At 44.4% G+C, this 16,855-nt stretch carries 6 protein-coding genes and 1 pseudogene; all 7 read right to left on the bottom strand.

Annotated elements, in window-relative coordinates; translation table 11 throughout:
* Positions 1-2: 2 nt before the first annotated feature.
* The 7 genes and pseudogenes from QUA24_RS17580 to QUA24_RS17550 all read right to left on the bottom strand — a co-directional run bounded on the left by QUA24_RS17580 (position 3) and on the right by QUA24_RS17550 (position 16,180).
* The gene (locus tag QUA24_RS17580) at positions 3-1,706 is read right to left on the bottom strand and encodes a hypothetical protein (protein ID WP_333230957.1); all 1,704 of its coding nucleotides are present in this window, start codon (positions 1,704-1,706) and stop codon (positions 3-5) included.
* Between the two features lie 222 nt (positions 1,707-1,928).
* The gene (locus tag QUA24_RS17575; RefSeq protein ID WP_333213916.1) at positions 1,929-3,929 is read right to left on the bottom strand and encodes a chromosome partitioning protein ParA; all 2,001 of its coding nucleotides are present in this window, start codon (positions 3,927-3,929) and stop codon (positions 1,929-1,931) included.
* 58 nt (positions 3,930-3,987) lie between these two features.
* The gene (locus QUA24_RS17570) at positions 3,988-6,996 is read right to left on the bottom strand and encodes a peptidase domain-containing ABC transporter (protein ID WP_333230956.1); all 3,009 of its coding nucleotides are present in this window, start codon (positions 6,994-6,996) and stop codon (positions 3,988-3,990) included.
* 132 nt (positions 6,997-7,128) lie between these two features.
* The gene (locus QUA24_RS17565) at positions 7,129-7,878 is read right to left on the bottom strand and encodes a peptidylprolyl isomerase (protein ID WP_333100464.1); all 750 of its coding nucleotides are present in this window, start codon (positions 7,876-7,878) and stop codon (positions 7,129-7,131) included.
* A gap of 273 nt (positions 7,879-8,151) precedes the next feature.
* Positions 8,152-12,000 (bottom strand): glycosyltransferase, encoded by a 3,849-nt coding sequence (locus QUA24_RS17560; RefSeq protein WP_333230955.1) that lies wholly within the window; start codon positions 11,998-12,000, stop codon positions 8,152-8,154.
* Positions 12,001-12,179: 179 nt separating this feature from the next.
* A pseudogene (locus tag QUA24_RS17555) lies at positions 12,180-13,222 on the bottom strand (IS701 family transposase).
* A 456-nt stretch (positions 13,223-13,678) separates the two neighbouring features.
* Positions 13,679-16,180: a glycosyltransferase gene (locus QUA24_RS17550; protein WP_333230954.1), complete on the bottom strand. Its 2,502-nt coding sequence runs from the start codon at positions 16,178-16,180 to the stop codon at positions 13,679-13,681.
* Between the last annotated feature and the right edge of the window lie 675 nt (positions 16,181-16,855).

The following is a 16,855-nucleotide window of genomic DNA, read 5'->3' as shown; positions in this document are numbered from 1 at the left end:
CCTCATCCTCCGCGCAACTGGACAAACTGGTTGTCAACAGGATTATACACCCAAGCTTTAATTTCCGTTTGGGCGATCGGCAAATTATTATCCGACAAATCAACAGCCCACCTGGCATTATTGTATAACTCAGATTTTAAACTCTCAGCAATGTCGGGACTGTCCAAATTTACATAAGCGTTAGCAAAAAAAGATTTTTTGTCCCCGACAGATAGCAGTACAATATTGGGCTGTTGCAATTTTTCTGGCCAAACCGCCCAACCAGCAGCCTTGACAGCATCATTTTGCTTAACACTCAAGGATTTATTGCTAGTTTGAGGTTTGTCTAAATAACCGTAAACTTTCTCTGTATTAGAAATAAACTCTACATTTTTCGCGAACTTGAGCCAACCTATTTTATCGATAATTGCAGCGCCTTCTCTCACCAGCCAAGTTTTTTTGCTCAGCACCCTCAAACAGCTTTCCGGCGAATTTTTGAAAAAATCCGACGGTTCCAGATAGTTAATTAACTGCAAACAATCTTGAGCGGCTTGTTTGTAAAGAAGTGCGGATCTAGTTGGGGCTATCGCCTGTTGAGAGTTAACAATAATTATCCCAATTAACACCCCTGCTAACACCCGATAAACAAATTTATAGGTGCGATTTATGGTAGCAATCTTACCTCGGACCAACAATTGACCGAGCTGAACCAAAGCAATTAACAGCAAAATTGAATTAGTCGTATATCTCGACGATTCAATCGCCTGAATCGCCCCGAATTCTGCCCTACCAGCCGTAATAAACAGAGCCGATAAAACTGAAAACAAACCTATTGACAGCCAAGGTAAAGCCTCATGATGCTCGGTAATCTTTCTCCCAAAGTGGAATCCCAAAAATAAGAAAGTTGCAAATATTAGCAATCCTACCAATGCCGAGATTCCAGGCGATCGCACAATTGGCGAGCCCAGCAAACTTAAAAAGTAATTAATCACTACAAACGGCTTATTCAACAATGAAATAATACTTGCTTTCCGACTCGGATGATAATCTATTGAGTAAACAGCACAAGTTGCCACAAAGAGCAGCATCCAGACAATAAGTCTTTTTCGTTTCTGCGCTGCATTTCCCTCCAAAGCCACCACAGCCGGAATCGCCGCCAACCAAGACAGCAAGCCTTGAGCGAGCGAAAAACTCGCAAAAAAGCAGAATACAGCAGCAATAGAGATTCTAATATTAGGCAATAATTTGTGATGTGAAACCAGCGCATAAACCGCAGCTACAAAACATAAATTCACAAAAAACCAAGCTAATTGAAATCCCCAAAGCCAGTTTTCGTGCTGAACTAGCGAGAAAAGCAAAATACAACTTAAAATATTAGCTAAATGCCACAAATCATCCCCTACATTCTTAACTTGCATCGAGGATAACTTGTACATAGCAATAAAAGTTATCGCAGCCAAACCTATGCTGAGACACAACTGATAATTAATATTCCATCGGGAAGCAAAAGCCAGCACCGCAATAATTATTTTCGGAAAAAGTATGCGGTGGTTGCTGTGCAAAGCCCAAAAATCGTTAAAAGTTACATTTCCCTGAGCTATTTTCTCAAAAAGGCTAGCTAACCTCCACTCGTCATCAACGGGAAGGTTAACGCTAAAATTCGCTACAAATCCGATTAACAGGACAACAGGAATTAGATATAAAGTAAATAAGATGATTTTTTTCATGAAAGTGCGATCGCACCGATTGCCATCACCATTTTATATCAAACCCGGTTAAATAATTTTTATCAAGTTTGTAGTGAAGACTTCACTCCTCATAGTTTGAGCCGGGACTTGCATTCCTTACTACAAACAAGTTGAAAAACATAACACATAGAAACCCGGTTTCTTGAAGAAACCGGGTTTCCGAACAGCCTAAAAGCCTCGCATTCAATTCGGTTAACCGAATTACTTAATAGTCTTGAAGGTATCCATTTTCCCAGTAAATCGGTTGATAAACATCTGCAAAACAGTCCGCTTGCCAATATTGATATTAGAACTCACGGACATTCCCGACTGCAAGTTAACCTCCACTTCATTTGCCTTGCCCTTGTTCAAAACAAACTTCTGATTTTTGAGCTTAATTATGGTTTTGAAAGCATAGTATTTCCGCAGTTCAGTAGGAGGCTCAGCATCGCTGCTAATCTCTATCACTTCACCCTCAGCAGTACCAAACTCCATCGCCGGGAAAGCTTCTACATTCACTTCCACAGGCACGCATTGGTATTTCGTCAAACCCAGTTTCTCTCTGTTAACTTCCTTCTCTGGACAAACGCAACTTTTACCTATTTCGCAGTCAATCTTTTCTCCGTCTAATTGCTTGCCGTGATACTGCTCCAATTTTGCCCGCTTCTGTCTCAAAGCATCCAATACCAGAGCCACATTGCTGTTTTCCAGGTAAACTACTCCTTGCAGACCGTTGTCGTCATCCAAAACTTTGAGCAGCTTTTCAGTTTGCTGCGCTTCGTAATAAGCTTCTTCGCAGCGTGCTGGGCGCGGTTCGCCCGGTTTCAGCACCGTATTAATAATGGATTGGCATATCGGATCTTTCGCCATATCCAACTTAGCTTTCTCCTTCGTAGAAGGCTTCAAATCAAAGATTACCCCCGATACCGGAGCCTTCATCACTTGAGTGTCGCGGTTTTGTTGAGCCTTTTCTAGCTGAGCGTTCACCTCGGACAACTTTTTCAGGTTTTCCACTTTGAAGCGGCTTAGCTGAGAATCGCTGCTGGCAATTTGTTTCTCGTTTTCAGCAATTTTGCTGTAAAGTTCTTTTGCCCAGGAATCCTTGGTGTTTTTTAACTGTTCTTGGGCGCGGGCGATGGACTCCTGAATGCGCGCTTGCTCTCCTTGCTGGCGCTGTATGTCAGCACTAATTTTTTGGATGTCACCTTGACGCGCGTTAATTTCGCCTCGGCGCGTATTGATTTCACCAAGGCGCGTGTTAATTTCGCCCCTGCGAGAGTTGATTTCACCTTCGCGCTGCTTGATTTGATCTTGCTGTTTGAGAACGTCGCTTTGGCCTCTGAAAACATCTTGTTCTTGACGTTCTTTTTGCAGTTCAGCGATGGCTCCTTCCTCCACCAGGGGGGCGAGTCTGCCTAGAATGTTTTGATTCGACTTCAATACTTGTTGGGATTTCGCTAACTGTTCTTGGGCCAAATCTCTCTGAGCCAGGGCGGATTTTACTTGCTCTTGCGAAGAACCTAACTGCTGCTGAGCATAATTTAATTGGTTTTGGGCAAAACCCAATTGTTGCTGTGCCACTATCATTTGATCGCCGGCGGCTTTCTCAGCATCCTGAGCTTGCTTCAGTTGTTTTTCCAACTCCTGAACTTGGCCTTGAGCTGCAGCGACGCGAGACAGAAATTCCGATCGATAATTAACATAAAGTCCTTGCTGAGCAGCATCAAAATTTCCGCTAGCTCCCCGATTGAGGTACAGTTCGTCAATCAAAGCTTGCAGCACTTGATTTTGTGCCGTGAGGCTCTGTCTGTCCTTGATTGTTGATTCTAGGTTAGAAGGAACAGCGCCTTGAATTTTGCCGTTGACAACATCTTCGTAAAATTTATTTTCCTTTTCCAGAGCTTCTTTAGTTTTCTGTATCGATGTTAAATCGGCGCTGGGTGCAAGGGGGTTGAAAGTGAGCAGAGGCTGGTTCTTTTCCACGCGATCGCCATTTTCAACGTGAAGTCTCACCACAGCGCCCGTAGCAGGTGCTTGGATGTCTCTGGCACCATCTTTGAGTTCCAATTGGCCGACAGCGGGGACAGCTTGCTCTACGCTAGCAAAATAAGCCCAAACTACAGCCGAAGTGGTCATCAGCATGATCATCCACAAAAACAAGTGCGACCAAATCGCTGGTTTTTCGAGAATGACTGGTTGCTCAGAAAGTATTAACGATTTCATAGCCATTTGTTAGTTCTCAGTTGTTAAGCGTTAGTGATCAGTTGTGAGTTGTTAGAGATCAGGTATTCGATGACTCTTGTTGTTGGAAGAGGCAGTAGTAACGCCCTTTAAGAGCCATTAATTCTTTATGAGTTCCCCGCTCGACTACAGAACCTTGATCCATCATAATAATTACATCAGCGTTTTGGATGGTAGTCAGGCGGTGAGTAATGAAAAATACCGTGCGGCCGGCGAAAGCTTCTGCTAAGTTATTGCAAACTTGGCGCTCTGAATGGTAGTCGAGGGCGCTTGTAGCTTCGTCCAAAATCAGCAGTTTCGGGTTTTGCAAAATCGTGCGGGCGATCGCCAAACGCTGTCTTTGACCTCCAGAAAGCGAGGCACCCCGCTCTCCCACCACCGTATTGTACCCAGCAGGCAAGCCCATAATAAAATCGTGAGCTACCGCTAATTTTGCAGCTCGCACAATCTCATCCGTACTCGCATCGGGATTGCTCAGAGCAATATTTTCCTGCACAGTACAGTTAAACAGCAAAGTATCTTGCAATACCACCCCAAGTTGGCTGCGGAGCGAGTACAGTTCCACCTTAGAAATGTCATAGCCGTCAATAAAAATCCGGCCCGACAGCGGCGGATAAAGACGCTGCAACAGCTTCATCGCCGTACTTTTACCGGAACCGCTTCCACCCACAATTCCCACAAAACTGCCAGCGGGAAATTCCAAATTAACATTAGCCAATTGCAGTGGCCCGCTTTCGAGAAATCGGAAGGAAACCTCCTCATAGCTAACCTGCCCTTGAATTGCCGGCAGCGGGATATTGTTCCGGTCTTCATCGCTGGTTTCCGTCGGCGTATCGACCACATCCTTAAGCATATCGATCGACATCGAGACTTCTTGGAAACTCTGCCAGACGCTCACAAAACGCAGCAGCGAACCAGTCACGTTCCCGGAAATAATTCGGAAAGCAATCAACTGACCCAAAGTAATCTCATTTCCCAGTACCAAATAAGCTCCCACCCACAACTGAGCTAAGTTACCCACCTGGTTTAAAAAGCTGCTAATCGTACCGGCTGCAGTTCCCGTGATAATTGTTTTAAAACTGGCTGTAATGTATTTTGCGTAGCGGCTCGACCACTCCCAGCGGGATTTCAATTCAATATTTTGAGCTTTAACAGTTTGAATCCCGCCGACTACTTCCACTAAATAAGATTGAGAGTCAGAAAAACGCATATTTCTCTGTTTGATCAGGCGCAGAACCAGCGGATTGATTAGAATAATCATCAGCCCCAGTATCGGTACCACTGCCAAAGATACAAACGTTAGCTGCACACTGTAAGAGAGCATAACGGCGACGTAAACCACCGAAAATACCGCATCAAGAACTACTGTCAGAGCTGTGCTCGTCATGAATTCCCGAATCTGGCCCATCATGCTGAATTTGTAAACCAGATCTCCCACGCGCCGATTGTCAAAGTAATTTTGGGGCAGCCGCAGCAAGTGGTCGATGACTTCTGCACTCAATTTGACATCGATGCGGTTTGAGGTATCTATAAACAAAAAGGTACGCAATCCGTTGAGCAGTCCTTCAAACAGAGCAACACCTAACAGAAACGCCCCCAAAATATCCAAGGTGTCAATGCTGCGCTGACCTAAGACTTTATCAATAATTATTTGGCTGATTAATGGGTTGGCAAGACCAAATAACTGTACAAAAAACGAAGCGAGCAACACCTCAAAAAACACTGTCTTGTGTTCCATCAGCGCCGGTACAAACCACCAGAAGCTGAACTGCTCTTTTTGTTCGACTTGCGGAGCTTGCAGGAGCAGGACTTCTCCCTGTTCGCCCCAGATTTCTTTAAACTGAGGTATCCGCTTCCGCATCAGCCCCTGTTCGGGCGTGGCCATCACCAATTCTTGCTCGGTGATGCTGTAAATAATGGCAAAGCTATCTTGCCATTTAATCATTACGGGAGCTTTGATGCGGTTGATTGCTTCTGCTGGCACTTGCGCCAATTGGGGCGTGAGGCCGATGCTTTGGGCGATCGCCCCGCAAGCTTGCATACTGATAGAACCGGCGGTTTTTAACTGATTTTCTAGAACTTTGCGGATGATATCTCGACGAAATTTGAGGCCAAAATACTTGCTCAACATTTGGAAGCAAGCAAGCGGGGCCTCAATCTGCCCTTTGGCGCGGAAAACTGGGTATCTCCCGGCATCCTTTGGTTGACCGCTTGCGGGTTCTGGGGGACGATCTGGGGCGTCTATAACCGTGATCGATGTTCCGTTGGGCGGATTCTGCCCTGGACCTACTGTATCTGTCGAGCCATTTAATGAGTCTGTTTCGGGTTGGGGTTCTGGGGGTTCCCGGAAGCCGACCAAGCGGGCGCCGAGGCGGCCTTCTACTTTTAAGGATTTGGCTGCGTTTTCCACAGAGAAGCGGCTGCCGGTGGGAAAGTCGCCCAAGACGCCGCTGCTGACAAGCCAAACTCGATCGGCATCTAGCTCTTTGGCGATGTCTTGAGTTTTTTTGTTGCCGTTTGGTACGTTTACAACTGTCGCGTCTTGCCAAGCTTGCAGGGTGAGTTCCTTGAGATTGGAAGTGCCGTCGGCTTGGCGCTGCAATTCCAGACTCAACAGTTCAAATACTTCGCTCAAGGAACAGTGTTCGCGAAAGGCTTCTCCAAAAGTCGGCTGTTTTTCCAGTACGCTCAGGAAATCTTCGGCAGGTAGAACGATCGCGATCACATCTGTAGAAGCAATCGCCGTTTCGCAGGGAACTCCCCTGAGCAAGCCAGCCCAGCCCAGGATTTCCTTCGACTGCACCAAGCGTAAACTTACGTGGCGCTGCGAGCGCTGGTCAAAGCCCAGCAGCCGGGCCTGGCCTTGATAGATAATTGCCACTTGAGTCGGCATTTTTTCCCGTTCAAACAGGGGTTGCCCCGTCCGGTAGCCGAGGAGTTGGCATTTAGCCACCAAGGCTGTCAGAGCCGTCTCTGACAGTCGGTCAAAGGGAGGTGTTTGAGCTAGGAAATCCTGAATTTGGGAGAGGGAAACAGCGGAAGAAGTCATCCAATTTTAGATTTTAGATTTTAGATTTTAGATTGAATCAACAGATTAATCCAGGGGGTTTTTGTCAGGATGCTACGCTTTTTCAAGTCTCCACGGATAAATCCGGGGGCCCCTGACCCAATTGCTGGATTGTCATGATATTGAAGACACGGAAGAGAGGGGCTGTAGCGGGCCTATTTGCGATATCTGTTCGGCGAGCCAGCTTTCAAAGAGTTCGTTAATCAAGTGCAGCCGCATCGATTCATCGAGCTGGGCCGGCATGAACTTTTCTAGTCGAATAATTACCATCCATTCTGCCAGAGGACGCGGCGTCCAGAGTTGATTTGGCTGGCTGACGGACAAAAGTTTGCTGATTGCCGGGTGGGGCTGCGAGAGGGGTACTGGGCCCAACAAGCCGCCTGACTTGGACTCGGGCCCTTCGGAATAGTCGCGGGCCACTTCAGCAAAGGTTTGTTCCCCTTCGAGAATGCGAAAGTAAAGTTCGTTTGCTAGTGCTGGATTTTTGGTGCGTACCAGGGAATAGACTACGTGGTCTAGGCTGGCTTTGCGGGTTAAAAAATAATTATCTACTTTAGGTCTCCAAGTGGCTTGCTTAAATTTTTCGATCAGCAAGGGCCTAACGGCCATCTCTTGAAGTTCTTCTTCCGTCATATTTTGGCCGCGCAGCCAAGCTTCTTTGGCTTCCGGGGCTGTCAGTTGGTGTTGTGCCAGAAAGTTCTCGACGGCGGATTTGCGTTCTTCGTCGCTGCAACTAAAGGATGCGATCGCTTGGTCTACTATTACACCCCGCAAGAATTGTGGCATCAACTGATACCGCTTCAGGAGCGATGGCATATCCTGAGCTTGCAGTAATTTATCGCCTATTTGAAAAAGTCCTGTCATTTTTTTATCTCCAACTGACTTGCGCTTCCCCTTTTAATTTAGCTGTGGCAGGAAAAGAGCGACAACCACTAACCCCTCGATTTCCCGATGATAGCAGACCGTCAGTGGGCTAGCGCTATTGCCGTCTATTTCTTGACGCTCTGCCTAGCGAGGGGTTCCCCGCGGGGCTCAGAATGGTAACGGGATGCGAGAGTGGGAGAGTGGGAAAATCTTCCCTCAACATCTATCCGTTAAATCCCGTACACTGCTTAGTTGCTGAACTTCCTTCTTCCTTCACTCTCGGAATAGTCTTTCAAAGAGTGTTTCGAGTTGGGTCGAGCAAGCGCGACTGTCGAGATATTTGGGGTTTGCCGCCATTTTTTCCTGGATTTGCTCGCGGTAGTGCCGGCGCAGTTCTGGGTTGGTTCCCAGTGCTGTGCTCAGCTCTAAATAAGAGTTCTCGCTGTCTGCTACCAGTTCCGGAAGTAGCAGTTCTTCGAGCACGGCGGCTGATTGTCGCGATCGAGTTGTTTGCCCTTTTCTTACCACTACAGGCAACCCCACCAACAGGGCTTCTGCTAAGGAGCAGCCACTGCTGTATGGATAGGAGTCTAAATATATATCAGCCAATTCCAGACATTTTATGCAATCGGCGCGAGATGGCAGCGCCTTAATCACAACTAAGCGCTTTTTGTCAATCCCAAATTCGGCAAAGAGCGATCGAATTTGGTTGTAAAAAGGCACCGTCGGATAGTTTCCATTGCGGGAACTAAAGGGATACAAAACTAAAATAGAATTCGGTACGGCAGCAATAATTTTTGCCCAAGTTTCTCTCAATTCTGGGATAATTGTCAAAGCTGGAGCGCCGGACATGAACACTACAGATTCCTTAGTGGCTCCCCAACTCCTGCGAGTCGGTTCAACTCTGGCAGGTGCTGAGCGTACAGTATAGCTTAAACAAACTCCCGACCCTTTTAAAGTAATTAATTTTTCGCGATACTCTGCTGCTGCACCTGCGGGCAATGTCAAATCCCCAGCAATGAAATAATCGATATTTCGGCTTCCGGTGGTTGCGGGGTTTGATGCACCGGTAGCTATTTGCACCCGCGCTAGTCGGTGCAGGCACAGAAGGGCGCTTGGTTGAGAAGTGTCGGTAGTATTGGTGCAGATTAGCAGAATATCTAAATCGTGCGATCGCATTTCTCGAACTTGATTGGGCAAATCTTCTGACAGTTGCACCAGTTTGTCGGCGCAATTTTCGCAATATTTCCCCAGTCGCTCGTCTTGTACCTGGAAATAGTACAGGATAATTTCAAACTTGCTTCTGTCTAAATATTCAAAATTCGAGATGGCAGTACGAGTCTCGGATTCATCACTAATTTTATCAAGCAAAAAGCCAACTCGGATTTTAGTTATTTCAGGTTCTCTCTGAGGAAAATTCCCTTCTACTTGACAGCCGATATTTTTCAAATAAAATTCCAGAAAATCAGCTCGCTGACTTAATATATTGAGCAGATTTATCTCGCTCAAATACAAAGCTTGGAAGCTAACATTTTTCGCAATAAAAGCCGCCAAATAACGCCAAACTTCTGAATCGGGAAAACTGGCGATATTAGCAGCGACGTACTTGATTAACTGCTGGAAATATTCAGAGTACCTTTCTATTTCCCAGTTTTGTTGAAAATAACCGGGAGACTGAAATATAAATTTCAAAAAGTCCTCAAAAAACCACTGGGGAATCGCTGCATTGTTATACTCAAGTGGCAACTGATAAGCGTCCCGGTACAGCATCGCTGCGAGGAGATATTGCATCTTCTCGGCAATTTCCCCTCCTTCAGCAAGTTTCGAGGACAACTGCTGGACAAAACGTTGTTCTTCCTCAGTTAAAGTTTCATTTTTGAGGGCGCTATCTAGTAGCAATTTATGAGCTTTCCCCATGTCTTTCGAGTAAGCAGTTTCTAATTTTTCCGCTGGCAAATTCAGCCAATATTCAGCTAGCTGTTGGCGGTAGGGGCGCAGCGCGAGAAGAGGCTGTTTCGAGGGGAATTTATTGTATTGATCAAGCATTGCTGACAATTCCGATAAACTCGGCTGGGTTCTCAATGCCAGCTTTTGGCGGATTGTCTGTTTGATTTGTTGATCCAGGAAACTGTAATCAGGACTATTTAGTAGTTTTTTGTAAAATCTTACTACATCCTTATAATTTTCCCCAGCAGCGAAGTTTTTCCAAGTTTGTTGTTCGGGATGAATCCGCAGTGACGACAGTTTTTTATCTACAAATCCGATGTGATAGTTCCCCATGATTCGCCACCACATATCTAAGTCTACATACTGAGATAATCCCGAGTCAAATAATCCTATTTCGGCAAATACTCGCGCGGCAATTAAGACGGTACTCGGTTCGCCAATTTTGTTTATCGGGTTGCTCAAGCAGTTAGTATCTGCCAGTAATTCTTTGCCGTGCTGAATAGATTTTAAATTCGACCAGCTTTTGTGCAAATCTTTAATTGAGTGGGAAGCTTTCCGCAAAATCGGGTTGGATTCATCTTCAGCTATGGTGATGCCACGCGGGGAGAAAACCATACCTATTTTGGGATTCTCTTGGGCGAGTGCGACCATTTTTTCAATACATTCTGGTGCGATTAAATCGTCTTGAAAGAGAAATTTAATGTATTGGCCTGTTGCTTGGGAAATGCAGAAGTTCCAGTTTTGGGATAAGCCGTAGTTGCGGTGCAGTATGATGCGGAAATCGACTGAGGTTTGTGATTGGAATGATTGGGCGATCGCAATTGTGCGGTCTGTGGAGCCGTCATCGGATATAATCAGTTCTATGTTAGGGTATGTTTGGGCCAAAGCACTTTGAATTGCTTCCCCAATAAATGCTTCTCCGTTGTATGTCGGAATGCAAATGCTAACCTTCGGCGGCTCGTTTGGCAGCTCTCCTTTTGATTGGCTTTGTTGCTTTGATTGTGGCAAGTTAGCCCTAATTTTGGCAGACTTCGCTTTGGATGTTCCTGACAGAGGTATGCTTTGAAAGTTATCGGTAATCTCGGCAATATATTCGAGACGTTTTCTAATTTTATTACCTGTAACTTGCGGGTTGAGTAAAGTCTTAATTTCCTCAGCGGCTATCGCTCCAATCTGTTGAGCTTCCCGGTGATTGTTAAAAACGTACCGCATTAAATCAGCAGCGTGTTCCACATCCGCTTCGGCCCAAACATTGCCTTTTTTGTAAGGCCCGCAATCTTGCTCAATTGGGATTAACTTATACTTGACTAAATAGCTATTGCCGACATTCATAAATTCTGTATTTGATGAATAGCCGGTGGCAATTACGGGTTTCCCGTAAAACATGGCTTCAGCCATTGTTAAGCCAAATCCTTCGCAGCGGTGCAGGGATACATAACAGTCGCAATTATACAGCAAACCGTTTAGTTTATTTTTGGACAAATACCCGTCTAGATGTTTGATATTTGAACAATTGGCGATGGCAGAATTTAATAAGTTTTGCTCCTCTAAATGTTTGTTTGAATTAGAAGATTTGATAATCAACAAGAGGCTGTCATCTTCGCCAAAAGCTTGTTTAAATGCTTGAATTGTCGCTAAAGTATTTTTGCGCTCAATGCGGCTGGAAAAGTCGAATACAAACAAGAAAATAAATTTATTTTTCGGTAAATTCAGTGCTTCTCTGTTCAGGGAAGGTGCGGGAAGAGCAATACTGGGCATGATTTTGATGACTGGAATTGGCGCAAGTGCAGAAATTGCCTCGGCGCAATAGTTGCTGTAAGTCCATATTTCCTGAAAGTGATTAAATGCTGGCTGCCATTCTGGGGGAAATGCGGGAAGTTCCCAGGCCCAAAATCCGATATTGTATTTGTTTTCAAAATAGGTGGAACCTGTATGTTTGATAAAGGCTGCAACTTGATCGGCGTTGACTTGAATTAAGTTTACGGGATGGGGATTGTCTTGGCTAAAGTTTTGATATGTGGTGTCTTGTTTGCGGTGAGGACTGCGGGTAAAATTGTTTATGGCGAAGGGAATCCCGGCGGCTTCTGCAGCCCTGATATTAGCTCTGACACCTTCTCCTATACCAAATTCGCCGTTAATGTAGCCGGCGATGTTTATTCCTAGACTAGGGTTCATAGTTTCTAATGAATTTAGCACAGTGTAGTGTGGATTTTTTGAGACTGTTGGCGAATGTCTGAGGGGTTTCACCCCTCAGATATTCGCCGTCCTGAATAGGCAGAATGATTGTGTAATCACGCAGCATATTAAATAATTTATTATGACTCTAGGAGTTACGCATTGACAAAAAACATTATCTATGCGTTGCAGATCGTGCCATTACTATTAAGATTAGCAAAAATATGCTCACCTACAACTAAAGTAAATAGATTCCGTTGTACTTCATACCAATTGCTAATTATTTTTTCAACGCCCATAAACTCCAGCCTAACAAAAGCTTGAAGGGAACAAAAGATGTGAGTCTTGATTGCCTGAATATCTCTAACCATGAACCGACAAATTCCACAGACTTGTTTTATGGCTCAATGAAAGGTTTCAATTCCCCAATGAGTATCATGAATTATCATAAATTCATTTCTAGTTATATCTTTAATTTTTTCCTCATCGGGAAGATACAAGATAGAATGTCTAGAGTCTTCTTTTTTAAAGTCTTTCCTAAACAACTTGACAAATCCAAATTCTTTCAGATGAGTTCTCAATCCAGACTCTGGAATTACCAGATTCCTTACTTGGCAATACTTATGCGGCTCATTTGAGACAGTTCTGTTTTTTTCAATTCCGAATAGAAAACCCAATTTCTTGTTTTTTAGAAATTTAAGTTTTCTACTCCTGAATACCAACTGTCTCCTGTCACTATTCTTGGCTTGACTCCCCAGCTTATTATTTCACTTATCATCTCTCTCAAATAATCGTTTTTTGTTTTCTCCTCCTTTTATCATATATTCTGTAACTTATTGGCACTAAATTACTATTAATATCGCTGTAATATAGAGTAATTAAATTTAAACCAATAATTGTTTTATGCGCTTTTCCTGACCAAAAATAACTGATTAACTCGGCATTTTTCGGGTCGCTGTAAATCTTTTCTATAACAGTATCGTCTACACTTAGTATTCCTCCTATCAAGTTAATAATTTTCTCTATTATCTTGAATAAATCTTTCGGTTCATATCGCTCTCTCAATAAAAAGCGATTCACACCCTGAATGTGAAACGTCTCCCAATATTTCTGATAACCTGCTACAACCTCCAAACTTTGGCTCTGACAGTAAAAATAAGGTGTATAGGTCTAGATTGCATTGCGCTGTGGAGGGTAAGCGTGATTTCTCTGATTGTCCGATACCTAAAAAGTAGACGACATATATTTATCAATTCACTATTTTGTTATTCTGTCAATGCGTAACTCCTATATTCCTGCTTTCGATCGAGATGGCCTTGATTCCCAAACACCATCTTTTGAAAACTTTAGATTAATTGTGAACCCATCATCCCAGACACTTGTAATTTTGTTGGGATTCTGCTTGACTGAACGGCTTATTGTTTGTGCTTGTCGTTGATTCTGTCCGTAAAAACTGCATTTAGAGCGATAATTCTCAGGATGGTTTTTGGTTTCGGCTTGAACACCGACCCTCACACCGGTGACAGATGCTAGGGGCAAATTTGCCACCAAAACCGCTTTATAAAACAAAGATGAGTTGAGTTTCATGGATTAGGTAACTTAGATAAAAATAACTAACTTTATGTTACCCAATATTCATACTGTGATGTTTTAATCAGGATATAACAGCGAGATATGGCTAAAGTTGCGAAACTGCGATCGGTCTAACTGACCTATTCCTCTCGAAAACAGCCCTCGGTTTCAAAGCAATCCTCAACAATAGCCACAGCGCTCGGCATTCTCCTGGAGTTTCCTGGCGCTGCCACTGGCCCGGCCGACAGTACAGCATTTCGATCAAACAGCGGTGCTGGCTAATGTTCAGGCGATCGAACGCAATTCGCACAGTGGGAAATTCCACAAAACTGCACTCTTTTCCATCCCGAAAACTTGACTCCAACTGAGATTTATCGCTCACCAACTCAATCTTAGCCACAGGAATAAAACAGTTCTCTTCCATGATTTCCAAAGTCGCAGAATCGCAATCAATTAAACCTTTTGCTAAACTACGCTCTGTACCCAACTCAACAACAGACGGCGCTACCGATCTCCTTGGTTTGACTGCCGCACTGCGAGATAGTGGTTTCATTTTACCCTGGGATAAACTTGTCTCAAAGGCATATTTTTGCGAAATCTCTGCTTCTGTAAAACTTTCTTTACTGCCTTTATTTTGCACCGCAAAACTTGGCCACTGCGTCAAAGCAACTTCCGCGCCACTTTCCGAAATTACAGTGGTTATACCCCAAAAACTTTTACCGCCAATATTCAATTGTACAACCCTGCGTAAATTGAACCATTCGTAAATGTCCGGCTTAGGAATATCCACCAAAATCAGCAATGCAATCCCGATCATCAGCAGGTTGTACCCGCTCCAAATCCATCCCAAACTCATTCCTTTTGACAAATGTACACTTTCGGATATTGACTGTACTGTGCCAACATTTTTAACTAAATTAATGTTTAAATTGTGCCACAAACTGGCTGCTGTAGCTGCGAACAATACAATCAAAGGCCACCCTAAATTCCAGTTAAAACGAAAGCGATCGCTCGCCATTCCTTTTGGCGTCACCTGAAACCCTTTCCCAAAGGGATTCAGCATGGAACTCACCACCGTCACCGCTAAAGGAATACACTGGACGAACGAATAAACATCGGAAAGCAAAGCCGATCCAGATCTGCGGTTCAGCCAAGAAAACACAGTAAGTTGCACCAAATAGTAAGGCAGGAAAAAGTACAGCAATTCTCGCGCACTTGCCCGCAAAGGAATGATGCCGAAAAATGAATAAGCTAAAGGTATTAACAGATATAAAACCTTGGTTAAACTGGTAAACCAGTGCAGTAATCCTTCCAAATGAGACAGCCTTTGTACGAATGTGAGACCGCGAATTGTTAAAGGATTGGAATCAATAAAAAATGCCTGAAGCGTGCCTCGCGCCCAGCGTAGCCTTTGATTTAGATGAGCTTCTATATTTTCAGCCGCCAAACCAGAACTCAATTTTTCATCTAAATAAACTAACCGATATCCGGTTGCTGACAGCCGAATTCCGGTAAAATAATCTTCGCAGATTGAATCTGTGACCAAGCCTCCCGCTGCTTCTAAAGAACTCCGCCTCACAACAAAAGATGTACCGCAACAAACCACGCTGTCGGCGCTGTCTTTGATGATTTCAATTTGCCGATAAAAGATTTCTTCTTCCGGCGCCAGCACATTTTCTAAACCTAAATTACGAGAGATGGGGTCGTGATTGTAAAAGCTTTGCGGTGTTTGAACGAGGGCGATTTCGGGATTTTGAAAAAATCCAACTGTGCGAGTTAAAAAGTTTTTAGTGGGAATAAAATCCGCATCGAAAACTACAATTAGTTCTCCATTTGTAAGGGCTGTGGCATGATTAATGTTTCCAGCTTTGGCGTGAATATTATCTGGTCTGGTTATATACTCGCATCCCAGTTCTTTGGCCAGCAACCTGATTTCAGACCGCTTAGTATCGTCAAGCAAATATACTTTTTTGTTGGGATAATCTAATGCTTGACAGCCGATCACACTGCGCCGTAAAATGAAAGCCGGTTCATTGTAGGTTGGGATAAAAATATCTACTGGCGGGGTGAAGTTTCCAGCTTCAACTGCAACTGCCATGCGATCGGCTTCTCGACGCCGGTCTTTGATTCTCAGCATTAAATACAGTTGAATAGTGGTGTTGAAAACCAGTAACATTTCTAGGAAAAATAGCCCCAAACTAAAGATACCGTTGAGGGGATCGTTTAAATTTAGAGTAGCGAGCGATCGCCATAAAACGTAGCGAATGGTTAAAGCCAGAACAATTGCAACTACCACAGCGCGCGACCATTTCTGCGGTTGAGGCGAAATTTTAATTGCAGCTAAAGCAACGGAGACAAGTGCGATCGTCGGCGCTAACAAATACATCTTGCTCGTAGCAGGCACTTGCAGCCACACAGGCGGGTTTTGCTGCCAAGTGTTGATTGTGGCAAAAATACCGCTGACTGTACCTTCACTTCCAAACCAGGCTGCGGAGATCGCACCTGCGAAAGCAACCGCCCCCAACACGACTAGCGTTGCCGTCTGCACCCGCGAAATCCGCCCAAAGCGGCGTTTCAAGTCTTGAAAATCAAATCTTGAAGTTGTCATAAAATAATTTTAAAGTCCCGATCGTACATGCAACAGTAAGGGTGTCCTGCTGTCCACTTTTTAATTCTGTTGAAAATTCCGACACACCCCCATTAGTATATTTACATTTTTTAACATTCTGACCATTGTATGATAATTCATCTTGCTTGCTGTTGCCAAACTGCTTAGCGAGTCCAAACCTGGCAAAATATAGCAGAAGGAAGAAGGAAGAAGGTTTGAGTTACCCAGGAGAGAAGTCATATGAATTCCGGTAACACTGGAATGATGAGGAGTGGGGAGTGGGGGAATGTGGAATTATTGACCTTGACTTTATCATTCCCACTCAACCGGAAAAGATATCAGAAGCAATCTTCGGCAAGGATTTCAGCAATGTCGGCAACAGGGTTTCGGGCCTATTCCATAATAAAAAATAATTTTTGTGGGCCGTTTCTGCGACGCCGCCCATAAAAAGCTGATTGAAAATACTGCCACATCTGGGTCATAAACGTCGGGCGCGCTTGCTATAGTTCAAAAAAAATTACAGCAGTTCTCAATCTTGGTGAGGTATGCCCTATGCCCACGGAGGCCTATGCCCGCTTATCAAGCGTGGACCTCATGTTAGGAATGAGAATTAAATAACTTCCACTCTTGAAAGTGGGATGGGCGTCCCGCCCGTCCAAAAAGGACGGGCGGGAC

This window comes from Microcoleus sp. Pol12B5 (genome assembly GCF_036701335.1).
GTDB lineage: Bacteria > Cyanobacteriota > Cyanobacteriia > Cyanobacteriales > Microcoleaceae > Microcoleus.
This window is presented reverse-complemented; position numbering and strand designations above follow the sequence as displayed.